This is a genomic window from Vibrio iocasae (assembly GCF_042245395.1).
Lineage (GTDB): Bacteria > Pseudomonadota > Gammaproteobacteria > Enterobacterales > Vibrionaceae > Vibrio > Vibrio iocasae.
Map to the genome: position 1 here is coordinate 1,448,474 of NZ_CP145310.1, position 23,120 is coordinate 1,471,593.

Below are 23,120 nucleotides of genomic sequence, written 5' to 3' on the forward strand. Positions count from 1 at the left end.
TTTAACTGATTTGTTACGAAAAGAGGGGCATATCATGGTTGGTGGATGGAACAAAGGAATGAGAATTGGACAGAAGAAGGCGCTTAAGCTTGAAGATATCTGGCGCATCCGCATTCGATTAGAGCTTGAAGAGCGATTATTTGAGTTGGCACTGTTTAGCCTTGCCATTGACTGTGAGCTCAGGGCTTGTGACTTGCGAAACCTGAAAGTACAAGACGTTAGCCGTAGTGGTTGCGTAATGTCTAGAGCCATCGTGCGGCAAAAGAAGACCCATCAAGAAGTTCACTTTGAGATCACACCAAAGACTCAGCAGACACTGTCACAGTGGATCATTCAAAATACATTGGTACCAGCAGACTATCTGTTTCCTAGCCCGCGACGAAAGGGGCAGCCAATCTCATACCATTACTACACCACATTGGTTAACCGTTGGGTGACTGATATCGGTCTAGATAAAACGCAGTACGGGACATATTCCTTGCGAAGAACCAAGGCTTCCTTGATCTACGCCAAGACCAAGAATCTTAGAGCTATTCAGTTACTTCTGGGTCATGCTAAGCTCGAAAGCACGATTGAATACCTTGGTGTTGAGATTGAAGATGCGCTAAGGGTTTCAGATAGTTGTGAAACTTAAACATGACATGTTTATCAGGGAGATAAGCTTGCTGTTGTTAAATCGAAGGAAATAAATTATGAGCATCAATGATATATCATCTCAAATAGACTCAACAATTGAAGAGCTAACAGAACAAGCAGAAAATTTAAAAGAAGATGCAGAGGCAACAATTGGCTACGCACAAAGCATTAATAATGAGGTAGTAAATCGTTCTGAACATTACGTTCCACTAGATGATCAACCATGGGGTGAAGAACTAGTTCGCACTGATGGCATGATTGAGGAAATAGAATCGGTCATTACCAATCTAGAGCAAGCTAGGGAAGAAGAAGACCTGAGCAAAGCCGTTGAAATGGTTAAGAATTCAGAAGATGTTATTAATGAACGTCAAGATACTTTCGATGACTGTTTCCGCGATGATTTTATTAAAAAGGCAAAAAAAGAAACCAGTGGTGACTGGGGCGATGAGTACGATGAAAATGACTGGGACGAGGATTATTAACGAGTATCCTGTGTTGAGAATACAATACCCCTTCACGATCTAATCAATATAGTTTTCATGGGACGAAAGTTAACTCGCTTTTGTCCCAGATAGAGCTGAAAGCCCGGAACCGCTAACCAAAAAAGGATTTTTGTTTTGTTATGCTTGTTGTTTACTGGCCTTTGTTACCAGTTGAAACTCCAAACCAGAACGTTTTGAGTTTCTGGTTTTGTAGCGAGCAGCATATAGTTCAAAAAAGTCTGAAAGCTTCTTTAGGGGTTAATTAGCTATTAGAACACCAGTTTTCAGGCTCAGATTCATTTGCTAAGTCTATTCTTATCAATGAGTTAAACTCATCATTTTGTAAATCATAAATTAACTGATCTAATCTTTCTTCTATGTGAAAAAATGACACTTTTTTATACAGGCAAAAAATATGTATTTTATGAATCAACTCACTATACTTAAATATGTTTAGATCAGCGCTATCGAAGTGACAATCTTTTAGGTTTGAACCGAGTGTATGAAACTTGAACTCTATACAAAATTTAAGGTTGTCAGAGTACCAATACCATTTACTATCGCGACAAACGAGACTGTACTTACTGACTATTGACAACTTACTCATCTTCACTCCAATAGGGGGACTTTTCTAAGAACCACTTCCAACATTTTTATTGAAGGTGAAATAAAAGGAGATTCTGGATTGGTCAGCCTGTTAAGACATATCGAGTTCTCACTTTTATGTGAATAAACTCCATCCCCTAAAGAGTTGACGTCACACTCTATCTTGTCGACGGCTAAATTAAACCGCTCAAGAAGATGTTCTCTCTTCTTTGAAGATATTATAGCAACTCCATTACGTTCGAGAATCCAAATACTATTCACTTTTATCCTTTAGAAGAGCCACGAGCTCAGCTCTTGTCAATTTAAGCCATTCTGGAGGGTATATCCCATTATTTACTTCCACGCCGAGGTGCTTACAAATACGACACTGATAGCGATTGTTATGAATTTGTTCTCATTCGTGCTGATCGCCAGTATAAGGGCAAAGCAGAAAAGATGCTAACTCACGAGTATATGCTTGCAATATATTATTAATATCTGATGAGCTATCCATTTTACTTTATCAGGCGATAATCGTTTGTTCAGAGAAGAAGATATGCGCTTATCTCGCTGTTAACAAGAAAACAAATGACGTGATTCTCTAGAGTTAGGCATAATATGCGTCATAGTGTGGCTTGTCGTTCGTTTCTATGGCGTTTGTAATGATCTCCCATGCGTTAGTTAACTGCGGCTGCACAGCTTCGGGGAACTGAACGCCTAGCTCCATTGACCTAGCATGGCATTTTTCATTCATGTACTCATACAACGTATTTGCTTTAACTTCCGCATCTTCAATGTTTTTCAGTAGATTAGGTGCTATCTGGTCTTTGCCGTTACCCCTGAACTCAGTCAGATTGAAACGGAACGAAAAGTACACTTCCATTATCTTCCTCACGTACGATTGCACTGCAACAGAATCACAATTCTCTGGTCGCTCTACAGCTTCTTTAACCTTGCTGATCAAGTAAGCATACTCGGATCTGTGGTCTTTAAGTAGCTTAGGCAATGGGTCAATCTTAGATTGATCGCCTGTACGATTAACTAGGAAGAACTGTGCTCGCTTTGCTGTGCCCGTCTTAGTCCTACTGAAATAGGACAACCACGTTTTTACTAAGTTGAAGAACTCAAAGTTATGCGTAGAAATGAAAAGCTGTTCGACCTGCTCATGACCTAGCTTACTTTTGATAATGCCTAGAACGTTATAAATGTGGTTTGAATCAAGGCTACAGATCGGGTCATCCAAATACACGATAGGCTTGATGCCATTTAAGGATTCATCTTCTAATTGTGTAATGAAGTACGCAAATGCTATTGCAGTACGTTCACCATCAGATAAGTGCTTTGCCTCTCGATCTTCACGCATGAACTTATACGTGCCATCTACAGGTTTAATCTCTATATCAGTCTTACCGAAGTACTGTCGCAAGTTGTCGTTTAGACTATGCGCTCCCTGTTTAGTGTTATTAAGTTCAGCCTTTATCGCATCAATACGTGCCTGATTAGCGTTGATCTCGTTTTGTGCGGTGACAGCAGCATCTTTAAACGCTTGTATATCAAGCTGTGCTTGCGGGTGGTCGTAGTTCTGTGTTTCTTGGTACACATAGTGACATTTGATTGCTTCAATAGCCTGACGCTGCTCTGTGGAATGGTTAGCAGCCCGCTCATTGTGCGCTTTTATCGATGCGTTGAATTGCTCCATCAAGTCTGTAACTAACGGTAAAGGGTAGTCTGATGCATTAAATGGAAGTACCTCAGCCATGTGCTCTTTCTTGTCAGTAAGTAACTTAACCAGTGACGCTTTTAGTTCTTCGACAGAATCATCGATTGGCTGGATTTGGCTTCTTAATTCGTCAAAACCTTTCTGTAGATCTGGGTAAAGTTGACTGGTATCTGGAATACTTGATGTGAATGCTTGTGATTGAACCGAAGTGATAGCAACATCAATCCTTTGGCTAAGGTCTTTGTACGCTTTCGAAAAATAAGCATTTAACTCATCAATTCTTGCCTGACTAATCGTGTTGTGACAGAACTGGCAGGTGGTGTGTCCAGCGTTACGCTCTATCCCTTCTTCAACCCAGCTTCTAAGGCTTTTATCTGCATCCAACTCAGCAATAGTTATCTGTGTTACTGAAGTCGCCATGATTGATTCAATGTCACCCAAAATACCTTTCATTTCTGGGGTGCTAAGTTTAACTTTAGACACACTTGAAACAGCACTGGCTCTCGCTGTATCAATGTAAGCACTCATTTGTTCTGGTGTTAGATCATGGCTAGCTTCAGCAGATGCAAGCATGGATCTTACGCTTGAAGCATTGAATGTAGACCTACCTAGAATACTCAATACCGCAACGTTTCGACCTACTTCAGTTAAACGATTGTTTTTCTCTTTTTCTTTGCTTGCTGCGAATCCTGTGTTTTGATCTCGCTTAACTTCCTTTGCAGGAATAGCCTCTTGCAATCCTTGAAGCTCTGTTTCTAGTTCGATGTTACGTTCACCTACGATCAAAACAGGGCTTACGCTTGATTCATCAAAATTAACGTTTTTAACGATGTAATCTGAATTGAAAACGCGTAGGTTTTCTATTTTTTGTAAGTTGTTACTTTTGATAGAGCTAGCTTCATGACAATCGACTTCAAAAGATGCCCCAGTGAAGCCTTCTGGTATTTCACCTAGCTGCATTGCTTGGAAAACACGTGAAAGCGTGGTCTTTCCAGAATAATTAAAGCCATAGAATAAGTTAAATTGATAGAAAGGTTGACCAGCGTTAGTGTTGGCATCCTTGAAGATACCGAAGTTTTTTATAGACTTTACGTTCTTAAACATGCACATACCCCAACTAGGTGACTATTCATTCTACTATGCATCATCTAAGATTGGATGTGACTGCTATCAACTTAGTTGCTTAATTTAATTAGGCGTTTGAATTACCACCCCTGAAGGAATTCTTCATGGTTGCCAGCACGGAATGGGGCAAAACCGCTTTAGGCGATTTGCTCTAACGAGCTTTTGTCCCGAATAGAGCTGAAAGTCCGGAACTGCTAACTTCAGCAATAACACTCAAATGAGGCTGGAACTCTGGTGATGATTGAGATGATATAGCTCACCGTACCACCACTAAAACGGCTGCAATTCAGTTAGCATTGTAGGCTCTGGCAAGTTCTCGCTCCACCTCCACTAAAGGGTGGCTGACGTTATGATTGCAAATTTCGTCAATCGTTTCAGACACATTCTTCCACACTAGATATGTATCATCAGTATTCAATGTGAAATCATCTGACTGAGCCAGTATATCTAAAGCGTCTTTTATCGAGCTGTGCTCTAGGTATGGGCTAAGCGAGTTAATCAAGATTGCTCTTTGGTTTGTCCGCATATCTTCAGTAAACCAGTTTCGTCTGTAATCGTCATAATCAACTCCGACGTAACCCCACTTTCCAGTCATCGAGTCCCATAAATTTGAGAAAATGCATTTGATATTTCGAGCTATCAGCGATTCATTTTGACGGAGAAAGCGCGGATATCTGGCATTCTTAATGCGTCGTTTTTCATCTTTGTTAGGCATACCTTCCTCCCTTAAACAACTATAAGGCTCTCCAAACGAAGTAAACACGATAATTGACAGACAATAGTAATTTTTGAGCTTTTAGTGATTCTATACCAAGCGGGTGTATCACCCTGCTCCCCTTAGGGTAAGCTATGAATAATCTTGGCATAATCTAGAGCCCTCAATAATCATAAACAGATTGGATAGAGCATGAGCCATCTGTAAGCTTAACTCTCGTAAGCTTGTCACCAATCAAGAGTGGGTTCCAATTTACTTCGAGCCTAGAGTTTCCATGACCATAATCAAGATAGATACGCTGCGTAATTGTCTCACCCCCCTGAGAAGGTAAAATCCCGTTTTCAGTTTCATAAATGAATTCTGCGGAGCAATTAACGTCGGCAACCATAAATTCATTGCAGGTGGTATCTAAGGCCACGTTGTAATACACACTGCATGATACAATTTCTTTACTTATAATAGATCTTTGACATTCAAAATTCGTGTCAGTGATACTTATCTTTAATGCGGCCGTATCTGCGTTGCATTTAGGTTTATCCTCACCGTTTTCATCAAAATAATGTTTCCTCAGAACTCTCATGTATTTTGAAGAGGCATATCCTAATTTCTTTCCTTTTAGATATACTATCGCCCAGCCTTTTGTAACGGGGAGAGCGAATAATGTCTGACCTTTCTGGAGCTGACTTGTTACACTGGCCGTAGTAGAGGGCTTATCCCTTACGTTTAATTTCTCTGCCGTAATCTCTACAACCAATATTTCATCAGCATACGATGAAGCTATCAGTGTAGTGACTAAAATAAAGCACAGTGAAATTTTCTTTGCCAGCCTGAATATCATGATAAAACCTTATTGAATTGTACCTAGCGTGCGGCAGCGGCTTCTAAATCAAGATTTGATGCAGGTATGCCGCAAATATCTAAAACTTCGATACACTTTCTAAAATTTTTTTCATCAATAGAAGCAAGTGATAGCATCGTTGGTTGATGACGCCACATCATATATAAAAACTCATTTAACATATTTACTGCCCCCACATCACCAATCTGAGCGGCGTCCTTCTTTTTATCTTGTAACAATAACACCCAAGTGAAGGCAGCTTTCTGATTGAGCTCTAGAGGGCTTAAACATGTATCAATAATTTCCCATGTCTTAGTGGGTAACCCTCTAAGCATCATAGTAATTTCTATCTTGGAATGCCCAATGTCTGACATCTTAGACTTAGTCAATTTTTTAACTCATGTTCAAACATGTTGTTCCTTACAATAATATTAAATGAGCGATTTTGTCCCGAATAGAGCCATAGCACCCAGAGCAGTCGCTTAGTTAAATTGTAACAACCGTCCTTTGTAAAAGCAGAGAGCTTGAGCTTATTCTTTCCATGCAATTAAACCCTCCAACTCAGCAATACTTCTATCCCCGTATCGGGAATAAAGCTGCTTGGTATTAACCGATGCGTTAGAGGTATTGTTCACACCTGCAACAGATTTGTAGTTACAGATTTTGGCGCTGATATTACCGACCTCAAGTCCGGATTTCCGAGAAATTTCGCGAGCAAACTCGCTTTGCTTTCCTCTAGGAAACCCCAATTTTTCTAATTTCTTGAATGCCAATAAGCAACGTAATTCATTTAGTTCGTTCCATAGAGAAGTTTCACGATAGGTCATATGAGTCACCTTGTTGTTTCTGTTATGCTTGTTGCTTACTGGCCTTTGTCACAAGTTGAAACTCTAGACCGGAACGCTTTGACTTTCTGGTTTTATAGCGAGCAGGATATAGCTCAAAGAAATCTGAGAGCTTCTTTAAACCATAGTTTCTGGTATCAAAGTCGGGCTTCAGCCTTTTCAAATAGTTTCCAACTTCACCCAACTTAGCCCATCCAGACTCGTCACGATAGTTCTGCCATGACTGGTGCATCAACCTCCAGAGTTCACGATCTCCGTCTTTTATTGCTAAAGGTTGAGGACTCTCTTCATCAGGTTGTGATTCTTCCGGGGTGATCGAAGCTAAATTCTCTATCGCAATAAAATCATCGCAAGCGTTCTTGAAGGCGGTTGGTGTCATAGATTTGCCTACACCGATGACATGGATTTCTGATTCTCTTAACCGTGTAGCTAAGCTTGTAAAGTCACTATCACTAGATATCAGAGCAAAAGCATCAAACCTTTGGGTATAGAGCAAATCCATCGCATCAATGATCATCAGTGAATCAGTGGAGTTCTTCCCTGTTGTGTACGCAAATTGCTGCTTAGCCTGTATTGCAAGTTCGTTTAGCGGTTGCTTCCAGTTCTTTAGGTGTTCGGAGGAAAAATCCCCGTATGCTCTTTTAACGATGATCTGGCCGAAGCTGGATAACTCTTCAACGATCAAACTTAATTTTGAGTGCGGAGTATTATCTGAGTCGATCAGAACCGCTATTCTTTTATTTCCCATATGCCAATTGATTCTTTATTTATTATCAAACTCATCGTGCTCAATCCATACAAGTTAGCACAAGAGCCAAGAAGGAAGTTTGGGATATATCGAATTCAAGAAAATTTTCAGGATTGCTTTTGTCCCAGAGTGTAATGGAACTAATAATTTTCCACTCAGGTTGTCCATGAGCTGAATCGCCGTACTTTAGTAAGAAGATCCTGCCGTACCAATACTCTCAAAAAAGTCACCATGTTGTGCATAGTCATCCACCTTTTCGATAATGATCTGCTCTTTTAGACTAGGACGGTTTGGTAGGCTAGTCTGTCGATCTCGACCTGAATCTGGAATAAATCCTAACAATTTAGTTTGTTGTGTCACCGCACCACCAACCAAATCAAAATCACGTTCAAACTCTTTTTCAGTTATATGCCTCGCCTGAAATTTGCACAATGAGGCGATCTCGTAGAATAGCTTCATAAGCAAGGGACCAGATTTATACATAGCACCATCAAGAGCAGCATTATATTGTTGGGCTGCTTCAACATTCTTCCCCTCTACACGAAGACGCTGAGCGTCAAGCCATTTCAAAGCCCACTTAGGTGGTATAGATAAAGTATTGACCCATTCTTGTATCGAGTATTCTGATCCCGACCCCATCGTCATTAAATCGGAGTTGGGGATGGTTCCAGATTGATTATAAGCGAGTTGATAATAAGCTATGCGCTCATGATATCGCTCAAGATCCTGAACAGCCTGTGCGAACACTTCAACCGTTCCGTTACCATCAAGTCGACCATCAAGTAAAACAGAAGCTGGTGTGTTGGATATGTCGTCTAACCTTGGATAAACAAACAAAGGATCCCAACTGACTTCACATTGATTGTCTTTCAGATGAAGATTAACGTTATGTGAAATAAAACAGGCAAAAGCCAAACGATGTGTGTGGTCACTCCAAGTCTCACTCTCTTGGCTCAGAATGGGAGATAGAACCTGTTTAAAACCTCGCCACTTAGTACGTTGATAGCGTGATAACCCCTCAATGCTTTGTTTAATCGCCAAGTCAACTTCACAACTTTCAACCTCGCTCCATGACGTTGGTGATGCTCCGGACTTTTGGAGTGCATGGTACTGGCTAAGCTTGTAAGGCGATTCGCCTTGGCGTGTCAGCGCGTCATCAAGACATGCTCGCATTGGCCAATTATTATGCAAAATCGCCTGTAGATTGCTCAATTGTGGGTAACCAGCCTGTGCAACCAAATTAACTAGTAGAGATTTGAATACCTGATTAATGAAATACTCATAAGCCTGCGGTATCGACTCTTCGACAAACGTGAACTCGCGGATCCATTCAGCATAATACTCCATTGCTTGATGGTAAAACGATGCAGCCAAGGAGGCCTCAACGTCATTAGGATATCGCTTTGCAATAAGTTGACTAACCGATTCAGTGAGCATTCTAAGCTCATCCACATGACAAAACCCATGTTTAGCATAGCTAACCACAGCGGCACGGACCGAACGATGCTGCTTGGTGCGCAATCGCATTTTAGGTACGCGTTTTGTGGTTTCCTCAATCAGTGCCTCAAGCGTCACTTGTCCATACAGATTATTAAGATGCTTTACCGCGTCGTCTAATACCTTTCGGTGTTCAATTTCTGTAGGAGGGACACGAAAAGGCGTCTTTTGTGTATCATCGTGCCAAACATTGAGTACATCACAAAGGATCTTATGAAATTGACTAAGAGACGGCATAGAAAAAGTTGAAGTGTTCATTTATAACCCACTGTGTTGTTTTGATACTTCCAAACTAATCGAGTCGAATATCAAATGGTTGCAATTTGTTTAGGGCAACCGCGCTAAGAGCGCTTATAGTCGAGTTAGCAAGAACAGAAATAGACTTTCAGATGAATGGTAGTTATTAGCGAACTAATAGAGCCTTCTAACCTCATTGATTCTATCCTTACCATAAGCAAGATCACCATTTATTATGATGGTGATCTAGATGTTTTCAGTAAGTAGGCTTTATCAAGCTGTTACTTCGAACGAGGCGGATTGTTACCTCTGCCACCACCAGATGGGTTGCCTGTTTTACTCGGGCCATTTGCAGGTGTTTTACTTGTCATTTTTATTTCTCCTTTTCTTAATGACGGCTATTTTTGATTAAAAGCTTAGATGCCTCTAGATTAAGCCAGTCATGAAAACCTGACTAGGTATGAAAACGTCTATTAAGGGAAATTCACATTATTTATGTTTAATAACAAGGAGGTAATCATTGATCAAAATCAAAGCCGAATGCCCGCAACACCTTTCCTGTACCGATGTTTTAGAGTCGTGACACTAAGGCGCTTTTGTACCGAATAGATAGAGACAGAACACCCAGAACAATTGATCAGACTTTATTGTCATTCACAATGGGTATTGAAGAATCTGCAAAGCCGTAAATGATCAAACTTTATTGTCTGCCAACAGATGTATCGCGACGAATATGCTGCTTCCCACGCACATCGGTACACATATAGTAGATGTTTTATGGCTGGATCGAGACCTACGATGCATTCGATGCTCGTGTTTATATGTGGTGTGGTCACCTGAATGTAGGTCGCTGACCCAAATGCGGATTTCTATATTTGCGTGGACAACAAATGTTTCATTCTGAATTTTAGGAAGTGGGTGGCTTTGTTGCGTAATTCAGACGAGATACCTAACAGCCTAAAGTTGATCAGGGCTGTAGAGCGTGGTGACTTGATACTATTTAGCTGGAAAGCTAATCGGCGTAGAAGCCCCGTCATGACTGGAGCTTCTAACTTTTTCAGCCTATCATTTGGTTACATGTACTTTATTGACTTCTGACAAGCGGTGGAAGTCGTTACCAGTTGGGGCCTGAGATACTCTTAGCTTGAATTCTGGCATTACAGCATACAAATGGTCAAAAATGTCCGATTGAATACGTTCATAATCACCCCATACAGTGGTGGTGGTAAAGCAATAGATCTCCATCGGGATACCATCACGCGTTGGTGCTAGCTGTCGAACCATCAGGGTCATGCTGTTATTTATGTCTTGATGCGCACGTAAATAATGCTCCAAATAAACACGGAAACTACCCAAATTAGTCAGTCGACGGCCATTGATAGAGCTAATGTTATTTATATGGTGTTCCTCATTGTAGAGCGTAATCTCCTCTACCTTACTTTTAATATACGGCTCTAGCAATTGCACTTTAGTTAGTTCAGACACCTCAACTTCATTGAGGAAATGAACACTGGTTGCATCTATCATCACACTACGTTTAATGCGTCTGCCCCCCGCCTCTGTCATCCCTTTCCAGTTTTTGAATGAATCTGAAATCAGAGCGTAAGTTGGGACTGTGGTGATGGTTTTATCCCAGTTTTGTACTTTAACTGTAGTGAGGTTGATTTCAATGACATCACCGTCTGCGCCATGTTTCGGCATTTCGAGCCAATCACCCACACTGAGCATTTTGTTGGCTGATAACTGAACCCCTGCGACTAAACCAAGAATTGGGTCTCTGAATACCAACATTACTACTGCAGTCATAGCACCTAAGCCACTTAGCAATATGATTGGTGATTTCCCAATTAAAATGGAGGTAGATAGGAGAGCCGCAATGACAAAGATAATGATTTTAATGCTCTGAATGATGCCTCTAGTAGGCATGTTACGCCCAGCCTGAGTACGCTCAAGTAGTACATCGAGAATACTCAGCAATGAAAATATCGATAACAAGGCATAAAGTACAATCCATAGTGAGACTATTGTCAGCAATATTTCCCGAAGTGCGCTTTCTTGTGAGAGCCATAAATTGGCCTGAAAACCAACCACTACCCCTTGAATAAGCAAAGCGATTTGACTGAATAAATTACTACTGAACAGCTCATTACGCCAAATAGCCCGAGATTTATTGGCGCTACTCTTTAACCGCACTAAGAAAACACGGTGAAACATGAGATGAATGACAATAGCAATCAATAGAATTAGGCCAAGTGCCTCTGCAACTTGAATCAAGTCCGATAACTGGATGTTGTATTGGCCGAGCCAACCTTCAAAGGATTTTAACATTGAAATCTCAACTTTAAATTATTGATAATGGCAACATATGTTACTTACAACTGTGCAATTGGTACATGTCAAAACTTATGTATACGAGAATTATATTGTTAATGCTCTCTTCTTTAGGTACACGATATTAGTTTACATAATCTGCAACTGTAATTGACTGTAAAGTATCAACTTGAATAAGTGACAAATGGACTCTTAAACACAGGTGATGTGGCAGACCCAGTGTTCACATCTAACTACTAAATGAATATCTATTCATGAGGGTGAGCTAGATAGAGGTAAAGTTGAGTGGGGGACATAGATAGCTACTCGATCAAATGAAAAGATGAACCGCCAATCGTTCTGCTAGCACCTGAAGCGATTAATCCCACTAACTCTGACAATATTCTAAATATACAATTGACAACATTCCCAACTAAAATTCAGTATCAGGAAAAGGTTTAATTGTCGGTCTGGCAGCAAAAGACCTGCTATCTAACTTCTTCGGTGGGATGATGATCTACTTCGACCGTCCATTTAAAGTTGGAGACTGGATTCGTTCACCTGACAGGCAAATAGAGGGAACGGTCGAGAGAATTGGCTGGCGAATGACCATCATCAGAACGTTCGATAAACGCCCACTTTATGTACCTAACTCTGTATTCAGTAGTATCGTTGTGGAAAACCCTTCAAGAATGCTTAACCGCCGAATATACGAAACCATCGGCCTGAGATACGACGATACGCAGAAAGTTGAAGCTATTATTCAAGACGTGAAAAGTATGCTAGAGAATCATCCTGACATCGATTCGAACCAAACTTTGATTGTTAATTTCAATGCGTTCGGTCCCTCGTCACTCGATTTCTTTGTCTACACTTTTACCAAGACCGTAAACTGGGTTCGTTTTCATGAAGTGAAGCAAGATGTTTTGTTGCAAGTGATGGCAATTATTCATAAACACGACGCAGATGTTGCTTACCCGACACAAACTCTAAAAATAGAGCCACAGGGTTTGCCACCAGAACTTAGAACACCTTCAACCGATGTTAGCTGAGGTGTACCCGTTTTTATAACCAAAGGATTGAGAGGGGAAAATGACCGCTAAGGTAAAATGGGGAATTATTGCACCAGGACGAATTGCACATAGATTTGCCGCGGCCTTCTCAGATATGGGCGATGGCGAACTGTATGCCGTAGCCAGCCGTAACAAAACACGAGCAAATGAGTTTGCGGCACATCACAACATACCCGTGGTTTTCGATAGCTACAATGAACTGATCGATAGCGATAAAATTGATGCTATCTACATAGCAAGCCCTCACCGTTATCATTTTGAAACCGCAAAACAGTGCTTAGAGGCAGGCAAAGCGGTGCTATGTGAAAAACCGCTCACGGTTACAGCTAATCAGAGCGAGATGTTGTTTTCAATTGCCAGAGACAATAACGCATTTTTGATGGAAGCGCTCTGGAGTCGCTTCTTACCTTGCTGGAAACAGGTAAAACATTGGGTTGATGAAGGAGAAATCGGAGAGATTCAACTTCTGCGTTCTACCTTTGGTTTTCAACCAGAAAACAACAAAACGAATGAGCGACTTTTTAGTCTTGATCTGGCGGGAGGGTCACTTTTAGATACAGGAATCTATAATATTGCTCTCACTCAATTTCTAATGCAGAAACGCCCTGATCACATACATTCTTCAGTAGCGGTCGGAAAAAGCGGGGTAGATGAGCGCTGCTCAGTTTTGCTTGACTATGGCGATGTCACCAGCCAGTTCACCTGTTCATTCCTGAGTAAGTTAGATAACGAGTTCCACATTACTGGAAGTAAGGGAACCATCGTAGTTGATGGCAACTTCTGGGAGTCGACGTCCGCAAAACTCATTCCCGTAGATGGAGAGGTGCAGATTTACCATCAACCCTATCGAGCTAGTGGATTTGAGTATCAGATAGATGAAGTGCACCAATGCCTTATCGAAGGTAAAGCTTTCAGTGACAATATGTCTCCACAAGCAACCATCGACAATATGAAGGTTATGGACGAAATATTAGATAAAGCAGGCGTTAAATATCCGTTCGCTGATCGATAGATAAAAAAATCCACCTCATGATATGAGGTGGATTTTACTTTCTAACCAAAGTCGTTGTTATTTTGATCCTTTATGCTTTGCGTCGAGCTTCGACCGCGTCTGCCAGTTGGCGAAGTACTTTTTCTGTATCTTCCCAACCAATACAAGCATCAGTGATAGACTGACCGTAAGTTTCCGCTTTACCGTCAACTAAATCCTGGCGGCCTTCTGTAAGATGTGATTCGATCATCACGCCAAAAATCGACTGCTCACCACCAGAAACCTGCTCGCTCACATCATCAGAAACCACCAACTGACGTTTGAACTGTTTTGAGCTGTTTGCATGGCTGAAGTCAATCATCACTTTCTGACGTAGTTTCGACGCTTCTAGTTGCTCTTTGATGCTTGCAACGTGTTCTGCACTGTAGTTAGGCTCTTTACCACCACGAAGAATGATATGACAATCAGGGTTACCCGCTGTTTCAACAATCGCAGAGTGGCCAAATTTAGTTACTGACAAGAAGTGGTGTGAAGACTCTGCTGAGCGAATTGCGTCTGAAGCGATCTTAATATTGCCATCAGTACCGTTTTTAAAGCCAATCGGACAAGACATACCCGAAGACAGCTCACGATGAACCTGAGATTCAGTAGTACGAGCACCAATTGCCCCCCAGCTGATAAGGTCCGCAATGTACTGTGGTGAAATCATATCCAAAAACTCACTCGCAGTCGGCATACCCATTTCCGTTAGATCCAGCAACAGTTTACGTGCTGTGCGAAGACCATCATTGATACGGTAAGTGTCATTCATGTATGGGTCGTTGATAAGTCCTTTCCAACCAACCGTTGTACGAGGCTTTTCAAAGTAAACGCGCATAACAACTTCAAGGCGATCACCCAGCTCATCACGCAGTACTTTTAACTTTTCACCATACTCAATAGCCGCCTTAGGATCATGAATAGAACATGGGCCTACAATGACCAACAGACGGTCGTCTTCACCTTCTAAAATGTTGTGGATAGCCTTTCGGGCCTGATAAGTCGTGGAAGATGAATTTTCTGATGCTGGAAAGCGCTCAAGTAGTGCTATTGGAGGCAGTAATTCTTTAATTTGATTGATTCTTACGTCGTCAGTTTTGTACATCATGTTGCTTCTAGTCCTACTTTATAATACTCACCCACATAGTATTTTTATCTAAATGTGAGCTATCTCTCGTTCTATATAGACGTAACTTATCTTTTAAAAACGAAGAGTTCAATCATTATTTTTATCAAATTTCAATAAAGGCACCAATTTTACACTTTTAGCAATTCGTACATTATTATTTACAGCTCAAATTTCAGTCTTTCGAAAAGCTTTTCTCAACACAACAAATGCAATATCACCGGGATATTGTTAAGGTAATAAGAGAACATAAAACCGTAAAGAGCATATAGATTTCAGTGACTAACGCAGTTGAGTTTAAACTTGTCGACAAATGGTTTGGCGATTTTCAAGCGCTAAAATCCATAAACCTTGATATACGAGAAGGTGAGATTGTTGTTATCTGTGGCCCTTCTGGTTCAGGAAAATCGACGCTTATCCGTTGTATAAATGGGCTTGAAGCCTATGACAGTGGCAAGGTTACGGTTATGGGTGACAACGATCTGAACAATCAAAGCGGTAAAGTTGGGATGGTATTTCAGCACTTCCACCTTTTTCCTCACTTGACGGTGCTTGAGAACCTGATGCTGGCACCGATGCGCACTTTAAAGCTCAGCAAAAATGAAGCTGAAGATCGTGCTAGACACTTTCTCGAAAGAGTTCATATCTCAGATCAAGCGGACAAATACCCTGTACAGCTTTCCGGTGGACAGCAACAACGCGTAGCAATAGCACGCTCGCTCTGCATGAAGCCAACTATTATGTTGTTTGATGAACCGACGTCAGCACTTGACCCAGAAATGATCAACGAAGTTCTGGATGTAATGATTGAGCTGGCAAAAGATGGAATGACCATGGTTTGTGTTACCCACGAAATGGGTTTTGCAAAGAAAGTCGCAGACCGTGTTGTATTTATGGATGAAGGAAAAATTATCGAAACCGCACCACCACAGCAACTATTCAGTGCTCCAGAACACGAGCGTACTCAGGCTTTTTTAAACCAGATACTCAGCCACTAATATATGCTGCTAAAAATTTTAAAGCCGGTCGCATCAGCGCTACTGCAAATCACAATCTTATTAGTCGGTATCATCTGGCTATTGGATAGCGGTGCAGACGCTATGGGCTATCGCTGGCAATGGGAACGCATCCCTGACTATCTATTCTTTTATGAAGATGGTGAATGGTGGCCCGCCGAGCTTATGGAAGGTTTGCTGGTGACTATCAAGATATCCTTCTACGCACTCATTGCCACCTTGGTGATCGGTTTAGGGACCGCTTTGCTGCGTTTGTCTGATTCCGTCGTCGGTAGAGTGCTAGCCCGAGGTTACGTTGAGTTGATACGCAACACTCCTCTGCTTGTTCAGATCTATCTTCTTTATTTCGTGTTTGGACCAGTGATCGGCCTAGACCGTTTTGCAACGGCAGTGCTTGCACTCGCACTGTTTCAGGGAGCATATACCGCCGAGATTTTCCGGGCTGGTCTCAACAGCATTCCCAAAGGACAGTTCGAGGCCTCACACTCTCTGGGCTTACCGAAATTTAGCACCTACAAAGATGTGATTCTGCCTCAGGTTATTCAAAGAACCTTGCCACCGCTAACCAACGAAGCAGTATCACTTATCAAAAACTCGTCTATAGTCAGTGTCATGGCTATTTTTGATCTCACGACTGAAGGCAGAAATATCGTCTCAGAAACAGCCATGCCATTTGAAATATGGTTTACCGTTGCGGCCATCTATTTGGCCCTGACACTTTCGCTTTCCGGGTTGGCAGCACTGCTTGAACATAAGCTCGGTGCACAGTGGAGAACTCAGTGAAGACATCAATAATCAAAAGGAGAACACCCATGAGGCTTTTAAAAACAGCGGTGACAGCTCTGTTGGGATCTGTATTATCCCTTCCGCTGCTATCGTCTTCCGTATTGGCTGCGGACACACCAAACTTAGATCATATAAATGACCGGGGAACAATAAGAGTTGGTATGTCCACATTTGTGCCTTGGGCAATGCGAAATAAACAAGGCGAGTTGATTGGATTCGAAATAGACGTTGCAAAACGTCTTGCTCAGGATTCTGGCTGGAAAGTTGAGTTTGTGCCAACCGCGTGGGACGGCATCATCCCAGCGCTACTTGCTAAGAAATTCGATGTCATTATTGGTGGCATGTCGATCACCGAAGAAAGATCGAAAAGCGTACTGTTTACTAAACCCTACTCTCACTCGGGTGTTCAGGTAGCCGCAAACAAAGAACTTGCAGATGGATTTAGCCAATTCAGCGACTTCAACTCCAGAAGAGTAAAGATCGCAGCTCGTCGAGGCGCACATACGGTTCAGGTTGCGAGAGATACCTTCCCTAAAGCGAAAATCCTTCAGTTTGACGACGATGCTCAGGCATTTCAAGAAGTACTAAACGGTAATGCTCATGCAGTGATCGCATCAAGCCCTAAACCAGAACACGAAACCATCAAACATAGTAATGTCTTGTTTCTTCCATTCACTGAGAGATTGTCTCAGGGTAACGAAGCCTTTGCTGTACGTTTAGGTGAAGTAGACAAAAAAGCTTACTTTGATAAGTGGATTGAAGACAGAACACAAGACGGCTGGCTGTCTGAGAGATACGAATACTGGTTTGCGTCTCTGGACTGGCAAGATCAGATCGCTGATGGCCAATAATCAATAGCTAAAACGGGAGTAAAATCAGACTGTGTCTGTTGCAAAAGTAGATAGTTCCAAAGTTGAAGTAAAGCAAAGCACTGTAGCTTTGAATAAGCTCGATTACATATTGCTTGCTATCATCGCTATGGTGATTTCCTGGCTGTACTACCGTTCATCGGTTGGCGTCAATTACCACTGGAACTGGAGTGCGGCGATAGATCTGATTTTTACTCCCCGTGCCGATGGCAGCCTTCCCTACTTTTTTCAAGGGTTAATCTCAACACTTCGCCTGAGTATTTGGGGAATGGTTTTCGCCCTACTTCTGGGCACCCTGTTAGGTGTCGCGCGCCATTCTCAAGTAAAACTGTTCCGAATACCGGCAACTGCATACATTCAGTTGATTCGAAACATACCTCCTCTGGTGTTCGTTTTTATCTTCTACTTTTTTATCTCCAATCAGCTAATTCCATTATTAGGATTAGAGTCCATATTGCGAGAGCACAATGGTGAGATAAATGCGTTACAGTCGTTTCTGTTTGGCAGAGCAAGCCTTTGGGAGAACTTATTGTCCGGAGTACTATGTGTCGGCTTGCTTTCAGCCGCCTACATCGCGGAAGTCGTCCGGGCTGGTCTTGAATCTATCCCGAAAGGACAATGGGAAGCTGCACACTCTCTTGGCCTGTCAAGTTGGTCGAAATACCGTTATGTCATTGCTCCTCAGGTTTTGACTGCAGTGGCACCTCCACTTGCTGGTCAGGCGATATCCTTAGTCAAAGATTCATCTATCGTATCTCTTATCTCCATTCAGGAACTGACCTTTGTTGGCACAGAAATCGCTAACTCTTCTGGCTTGATTTTCGAAATCTGGCTGCTGGTTGGTTTTGCTTATCTGGTGCTCTGCTTAGGCCTTTCTGTACTCTTTTCCCGACTAGAGGCTCGCAGCCGTAAGCACCTGAATTCTAATTAAGACATATTCACGTCACAAATATGTAATCTTACTCTCTGGCTGTATATACCATCACTATACTTAAAGTAAGGCGATGATATTGGAGAGTTCAAATGGCAGAGATCAGTTACTTACCTATGACCGTTGGCCTTCTCGGTGGATTAGCGGTTTTCCTCTACGGCATGGATAAAATGTCAGATGCGCTAAAAAAAGCCGCTGGCGACAGAATGAAAACCGTTTTGGCAAAACTCACCACTAACCGTTTTGCCGGAGTGATGACCGGAGCAGGATTAACAGCCGTTATTCAGTCATCATCGGTAACCACTGTACTGCTTGTCGGTTTTATCTCTGCTGGTCTTATGTCGTTAACTCAAGCCGTTGGTGTCATCATGGGTGCCAATATAGGTACCACGGTTACGGCTCAAATCATTGCATTCAAAGTCACGAAAGCCGCATTAGCCATGGTTGCTGCCGGTTTCTTCGTTAGTTTTCTCGCAAAAAAAGAAGTCACGAAACACTACGGTAATATGCTTTTCGGGCTTGGCCTTATATTCCTGGGTATGAACCTGATGAGTGAAGCCATGTCTCCGCTCAGAACCTTCCAGCCGTTCATCGACGCTATGGCTCAAATGGATAATGTGCTCTTAGCCATTCTTATCGCAGCCACCTTTACCGCGCTTGTTCAATCCTCCTCTGCCACCACAGGTATTGTGATTGTTCTCGCTGGTCAAGGGTTTATATCCCTGGAAACAGGCATCGCCTTGGCGATGGGGGCCAATATAGGCACCTGCGTGACGGCAGTACTGGCAGCGATTGGTAAGTCGAGAGAAGCAATGCAAACCTCTGCTGTGCATATCACCTTCAACGTTCTCGGTGTGATTATCTGGCTCCCCTTTATCAGTTACTTGGGACAGATGAGTATTAACATTTCCCCCGTTCATGCCGATCTTACAGGTATAGATAGAATGGCCGCGGAGCTACCTCGTCAGATAGCCAATGCAAATACTCTATTCAATGTTCTGAACACCGTTATTATGTTGCCGTTCGCTGGTGTTTTTGTCTGGCTGGTGCGAAAACTTATTCCTCATAAGCAGAAATCTCGCACGGGTAAATCTAAGAAAATCCGACCTAGATATCTCAATGCCGCTTTTCTTGCGACACCCGATATTGCTCTTGATCAGGCGCAACTAGAGTTGGGACGAGTGGGACGACGTGTATGCAATATGCTGAACTTGTTGCCGCCCCTTGCACTTAGCTACGAGAACGAAGAAGAGCGAAGAAAAGTAAGAGCAAAACTTAAAGAGATCGAGCAGATAGAAAAAGAAGTCGACCAACTACATATGGCGATATTAGCCTACCTTGGTCGGTTAAGAATGCAGGCATTATCAGACAGCCAAAGTAGTCAACAAATCAAACTTATAAGCATCACTGACCAACTGGAAAGTTCTGCAGACCTTGTTGTCGATGGCATGCTTCCAATGGCTTATAAGACCTTAAATGAAGGAACAACCGCCAGTCCGAAGATGCGAGAAGCATTGGACTCTGTACAGGAAAGAGTAAAAGACGCGATGCTCGATTGTGTCAACGCGATTCGCCGTGATGATGACGAACTTGCTGAAAAAGTTCTGAGTGCAAAACGAGAGCTAAATTCACAGCTGAACTCTGTTCTCGCTCATCAGGCGACACATTTGAGAGCAAATGATCCTAACAGACTCCGGGTATTCCGCTACGAGATGGAATGGGTTGAGCAACTGAAACGTATTTATACACTCAGCAAAAGGATGGCTAAGCTGCAACTACGTAAACGCTCTGTCGCGAAGAAAAAAGAAGATTAATTTCATCAGGCAAAAGTCTCGCTATATTGGCATGCCCTTTATAGTGAGACTTGACTACTCCGCTCTCCACTCAACTTCAATAAGCGTTTTTTCTCCGCACTTAACTCTTCCAGTGAACTGATCACCCGACTGTATTATCCCAACACCCTTTGGTGTTCCGGTCATAATTATATCGTTGGTTTGTAAAGTGGTGTATGTGCTTAGCTCTTGCAAGATAAGCCTTGGCGGATAAAGCATCTGGCTAACGTGTCCACACTGAATCTTCACTCCATTGATGCATAACTCAACACTCAGATCATCGATGTCAACCTTTCCTAATGGTACAAATCGACTCAGTACCGCGGAACCATCGAAGGCTTTTGCTCTTTCCCAGGGTAAACCCTTCGATTTCAGGGAAGATTGAAGATCCCTTTTCGTTAAATCAAGACCGAAACCGACAGCGGCTAAACTCTTCTTTCGAATTAAAAAGCAAATCTCAGCTTCGTAATGCAGTGGTTCCTGATGAAAGGCAGTGAGTCTGTTCGTGATTGCTGAGTTAGGTTTGTTAAAAACGACCATCTGATCGGGCACTGCATTACCGAGCTCGTGAATATGCTCTACGTAGTTTCGGCCAATACAAACGACCTTTGATGGCTTTACCTTACGCTCACCCAATAAAACAGTATTCATCTACCCTTCCCTGGAAACTCAATCAGTTATGCAAACAGATATTCTATCTCGATCGCAAAAAATGGTTCTACTACTGAAATCAAAATAACTGACTACGACTGCACAATTACCTAAATTTATAAGTTGCACACAATTTAGTTGCATTCGATTATTTTTGCACATATACTTCCTAGCAACTTAATTGCGCACAATATAAATTTAGAAAGGAAGAATTATGTCAGCTCTATACACAACATCTGCAACAGCATTAGCAGGCCGCAACGGTAAAGTTGCAACGGATGACGGTCTGTTAGAAGTGAATCTTGCTTATCCAAAAGCGATGGGTGGTTCTGGAGACGCAACTAACCCTGAACAGTTGTTTGCTGCGGGTTATGCTGCCTGTTTCTCTAACGCAATTCTGCATGTTGCGCGTGAAGCTAAAGTAAAAATCACTGAGGCACCAGTCACAGCTGAAGTAGGTATCGGCCCAAATGCAGAAGGCGGTTTTGCCTTAACCGTTAGTCTGGCCGCAAAACTGGATTTGGAACAATCCGCTGCTCTTGAACTGGTTCGCACTGCGCATAAGGTGTGCCCATACTCGAACGCAACTCGCGGTAATATTGATGTTGCCGTAACGGTCAACGGTGAAACTATTTAATTTCTGTGCACAGGGTCGGTCACTAATCCACTACCTGATTCCATTTTCACAAAAAACGCTCGCTGAATTAGCGAGCGTTACTTTTATCTGTTGTTCAAGTTTATAGGTATTCACACAAGTATGCGGTCGCTACTTCAACTTTCACATCAAAGGATGAATCACCAGCCACTTCAAATGCATCTCCGCTGTTGAATGTACGCCAATCATCTTCGCCTTTACGCTTAATCGTCAACGCTCCCTTAACAACTGTCATTCGTTCCGGAGCTGCTGTACCGAATGTGTATTCGCCCTGAGCCATCACACCTACACTGCTATCACCGTCTTCCTGGGCAAAACCAAGGGATTTAACACCACCTTCAAAATATGTGTTCTCTTTGATCATAATACGTCCTGTTTTATTTCTGTCTGTTTAACTTTTTATTTACTATCTTTTTTATAGTTCAGAACCCTTTTTATCGAATTATCAGCAAGGGCTCAACCATTAATTTCTTTGTGTATAGAGCAATTTTGTTCAAGTTTTCCATCGAACACTCAATTATATTGTGGAAAAATAGTTAGCAAACTAGGATTAGGAAACATCAATGCCAAAGAAAAACCACTTTCAGTTTACCCCCAGTAAGCACCTTGATACGGTGACGACGCTGAGTGCAAACATGAGTGATTTTTCTTACGATAAGCATGCTCATGAAGAGTTCTCCATCGGAGTCACCCTTCAAGGAAGCCAGGAATTTTTTGCCAGCCGTGCCTTTCACAAGAGCGGCCCAGGCAATATTATTCTGTTTAACCCGGATGATGTTCATGACGGTCACTCGGGTGGGGATACCAACCTGGAGTACGTCATGCTCTACCTCCATCCTGACGAGTTAAAACCTTCGTTTCAGGCTCTGGGCGCTGATATGACCCACTCTTTAAGAGTCGAAGACACAGTACTCAACGATCCCATCTTGCGCCATCAGGTGATCAACTTGTCTCAACTGATCCACGACGAAAACTCCTCAAAAATGGAGCATGAATCGGGGGTATTTCAGGTTGCTCAGTCACTGGTGAGATTAAGCGGACAGTTGAAAGGCATTGCGTCAGAAACTCGTGCAGACAAGCTTCTTTTAAGAGCAAAAGATTTTATCCAGGCAAATCTTCATCAGGAGATCTCCATTGATGATATTGCGAAAGCAGCAAATCTATCGAAATTTCACTTTATCCGATTATTCCGTTCCCAGTTTGGCATAACACCTCATCAATACGTTTTGAGTTGCCGTATCAACAATGCCAGAAAAGCATTAGAAGCAGGAACACCTGCTGTTGATGTCGCTCAGGCCAGTGGCTTTGCTGATAGCAGCCATCTGAACCGTCGATTCAAACGTTATTATGGAATGACTCCAAAACAGTATCAGTTACAACTTTCCAGTTAGTACTTATTCAGGTAATCGCTCG

Annotated in this window: 21 protein-coding genes and 1 pseudogene; 11 read left to right on the forward strand and 11 right to left on the reverse strand. The window is 42.3% G+C overall.

The window, feature by feature from the left end; genetic code table 11:
• Positions 1 to 34 precede the first annotated feature (34 nt).
• A complete protein-coding gene (locus tag SNR28_RS06460) occupies positions 35 to 634 on the forward strand; it encodes a tyrosine-type recombinase/integrase (RefSeq protein WP_375748392.1) in 600 nt (199 codons plus the stop codon).
• Positions 635 to 692: 58 nt separating this feature from the next.
• Positions 693 to 1,118 carry a hypothetical protein gene (locus tag SNR28_RS06465; protein ID WP_375748393.1) on the forward strand — a complete coding sequence of 142 codons (426 nt, stop codon included), beginning with the start codon at positions 693 to 695 and terminating at the stop codon, positions 1,116 to 1,118.
• Between the two features lie 1,192 nt (positions 1,119 to 2,310).
• On the opposite strand, the gene SNR28_RS06470 is transcribed toward SNR28_RS06465, so the two are convergent.
• The 8 genes from SNR28_RS06470 to SNR28_RS06505 all read right to left on the reverse strand — a co-directional run bounded on the left by SNR28_RS06470 (position 2,311) and on the right by SNR28_RS06505 (position 11,756).
• Positions 2,311 to 4,527 carry an AAA family ATPase gene (locus SNR28_RS06470; protein ID WP_375748394.1) on the reverse strand — a complete coding sequence of 739 codons (2,217 nt, stop codon included), beginning with the start codon at positions 4,525 to 4,527 and terminating at the stop codon, positions 2,311 to 2,313.
• 307 nt (positions 4,528 to 4,834) lie between these two features.
• Positions 4,835 to 5,263, reverse strand: coding sequence for a hypothetical protein (locus SNR28_RS06475; RefSeq protein WP_375748395.1), 429 nt, complete (start codon positions 5,261 to 5,263; stop codon positions 4,835 to 4,837).
• Between the two features lie 163 nt (positions 5,264 to 5,426).
• Positions 5,427 to 6,101, reverse strand: a complete 675-nt coding sequence (locus SNR28_RS06480; protein WP_375748396.1) for an SH3 domain-containing protein — start codon at positions 6,099 to 6,101, stop codon at positions 5,427 to 5,429.
• 23 nt (positions 6,102 to 6,124) lie between these two features.
• Positions 6,125 to 6,490, reverse strand: coding sequence for a hypothetical protein (locus SNR28_RS06485; RefSeq protein ID WP_375748397.1), 366 nt, complete (start codon positions 6,488 to 6,490; stop codon positions 6,125 to 6,127).
• A gap of 141 nt (positions 6,491 to 6,631) precedes the next feature.
• On the reverse strand, positions 6,632 to 6,928 hold the full coding sequence (locus tag SNR28_RS06490; protein ID WP_375748398.1) for a hypothetical protein: 297 nt from the start codon (positions 6,926 to 6,928) through the stop codon (positions 6,632 to 6,634).
• Positions 6,929 to 6,950: 22 nt separating this feature from the next.
• The gene (locus SNR28_RS06495; RefSeq protein ID WP_375748399.1) at positions 6,951 to 7,694 is read right to left on the reverse strand and encodes an NYN domain-containing protein; all 744 of its coding nucleotides are present in this window, start codon (positions 7,692 to 7,694) and stop codon (positions 6,951 to 6,953) included.
• 186 nt (positions 7,695 to 7,880) lie between these two features.
• Positions 7,881 to 9,449 (reverse strand): hypothetical protein, encoded by a 1,569-nt coding sequence (locus SNR28_RS06500; protein WP_375748400.1) that lies wholly within the window; start codon positions 9,447 to 9,449, stop codon positions 7,881 to 7,883.
• Positions 9,450 to 10,493: 1,044 nt separating this feature from the next.
• Positions 10,494 to 11,756, reverse strand: coding sequence for a mechanosensitive ion channel family protein (locus SNR28_RS06505; RefSeq protein ID WP_375748401.1), 1,263 nt, complete (start codon positions 11,754 to 11,756; stop codon positions 10,494 to 10,496).
• Between the two features lie 437 nt (positions 11,757 to 12,193).
• Here SNR28_RS06505 and SNR28_RS06510 point away from each other — a divergent pair.
• Both SNR28_RS06510 and SNR28_RS06515 read left to right on the forward strand, forming a co-directional pair.
• A pseudogene (locus tag SNR28_RS06510) lies at positions 12,194 to 12,790 on the forward strand (mechanosensitive ion channel family protein); the annotation flags it as partial.
• Positions 12,791 to 12,830: 40 nt separating this feature from the next.
• Positions 12,831 to 13,823, forward strand: a complete 993-nt coding sequence (locus tag SNR28_RS06515; protein WP_375748402.1) for a Gfo/Idh/MocA family protein — start codon at positions 12,831 to 12,833, stop codon at positions 13,821 to 13,823.
• A 70-nt stretch (positions 13,824 to 13,893) separates the two neighbouring features.
• Here SNR28_RS06515 and aroG read toward each other — a convergent pair whose 3' ends face one another.
• Entirely contained in the window at positions 13,894 to 14,946 is a 1,053-nt protein-coding gene (aroG, locus tag SNR28_RS06520; protein WP_375749908.1) for a 3-deoxy-7-phosphoheptulonate synthase AroG, read from the reverse strand.
• Between the two features lie 293 nt (positions 14,947 to 15,239).
• Between aroG and SNR28_RS06525 the strand changes: the two genes are divergently transcribed.
• The 5 genes from SNR28_RS06525 (at position 15,240) to SNR28_RS06545 (ending at position 20,383) form a co-directional block, all read left to right on the forward strand.
• A complete protein-coding gene (locus SNR28_RS06525) occupies positions 15,240 to 15,965 on the forward strand; it encodes an amino acid ABC transporter ATP-binding protein (RefSeq protein ID WP_375749909.1) in 726 nt (241 codons plus the stop codon).
• Positions 15,966 to 15,968: 3 nt separating this feature from the next.
• Positions 15,969 to 16,766: an amino acid ABC transporter permease gene (locus SNR28_RS06530; protein ID WP_375748403.1), complete on the forward strand. Its 798-nt coding sequence runs from the start codon at positions 15,969 to 15,971 to the stop codon at positions 16,764 to 16,766.
• A gap of 29 nt (positions 16,767 to 16,795) precedes the next feature.
• Positions 16,796 to 17,620, forward strand: coding sequence for a transporter substrate-binding domain-containing protein (locus tag SNR28_RS06535; protein ID WP_375748404.1), 825 nt, complete (start codon positions 16,796 to 16,798; stop codon positions 17,618 to 17,620).
• A gap of 127 nt (positions 17,621 to 17,747) precedes the next feature.
• Entirely contained in the window at positions 17,748 to 18,569 is an 822-nt protein-coding gene (locus tag SNR28_RS06540) for an amino acid ABC transporter permease (RefSeq protein WP_375749910.1), read from the forward strand.
• A gap of 92 nt (positions 18,570 to 18,661) precedes the next feature.
• Positions 18,662 to 20,383 (forward strand): Na/Pi cotransporter family protein, encoded by a 1,722-nt coding sequence (locus SNR28_RS06545; RefSeq protein WP_375748405.1) that lies wholly within the window; start codon positions 18,662 to 18,664, stop codon positions 20,381 to 20,383.
• A 54-nt stretch (positions 20,384 to 20,437) separates the two neighbouring features.
• Here the strand turns inward: SNR28_RS06545 and SNR28_RS06550 are convergent, their stop codons facing one another.
• The gene (locus tag SNR28_RS06550; protein WP_375748406.1) at positions 20,438 to 21,052 is read right to left on the reverse strand and encodes a fumarylacetoacetate hydrolase family protein; all 615 of its coding nucleotides are present in this window, start codon (positions 21,050 to 21,052) and stop codon (positions 20,438 to 20,440) included.
• Between the two features lie 214 nt (positions 21,053 to 21,266).
• Here SNR28_RS06550 and SNR28_RS06555 point away from each other — a divergent pair, with 214 nt between their 5' ends.
• On the forward strand, positions 21,267 to 21,689 hold the full coding sequence (locus SNR28_RS06555; RefSeq protein WP_375748407.1) for an organic hydroperoxide resistance protein: 423 nt from the start codon (positions 21,267 to 21,269) through the stop codon (positions 21,687 to 21,689).
• 100 nt (positions 21,690 to 21,789) lie between these two features.
• On the opposite strand, the gene SNR28_RS06560 is transcribed toward SNR28_RS06555, so the two are convergent.
• Entirely contained in the window at positions 21,790 to 22,071 is a 282-nt protein-coding gene (locus SNR28_RS06560; protein WP_375748408.1) for a pyrimidine/purine nucleoside phosphorylase, read from the reverse strand.
• Between the two features lie 199 nt (positions 22,072 to 22,270).
• On the opposite strand from SNR28_RS06560, the gene SNR28_RS06565 reads away from it, so the two are divergent.
• Positions 22,271 to 23,098 (forward strand): AraC family transcriptional regulator, encoded by an 828-nt coding sequence (locus SNR28_RS06565; RefSeq protein WP_375748409.1) that lies wholly within the window; start codon positions 22,271 to 22,273, stop codon positions 23,096 to 23,098.
• Positions 23,099 to 23,120 lie beyond the last annotated feature (22 nt).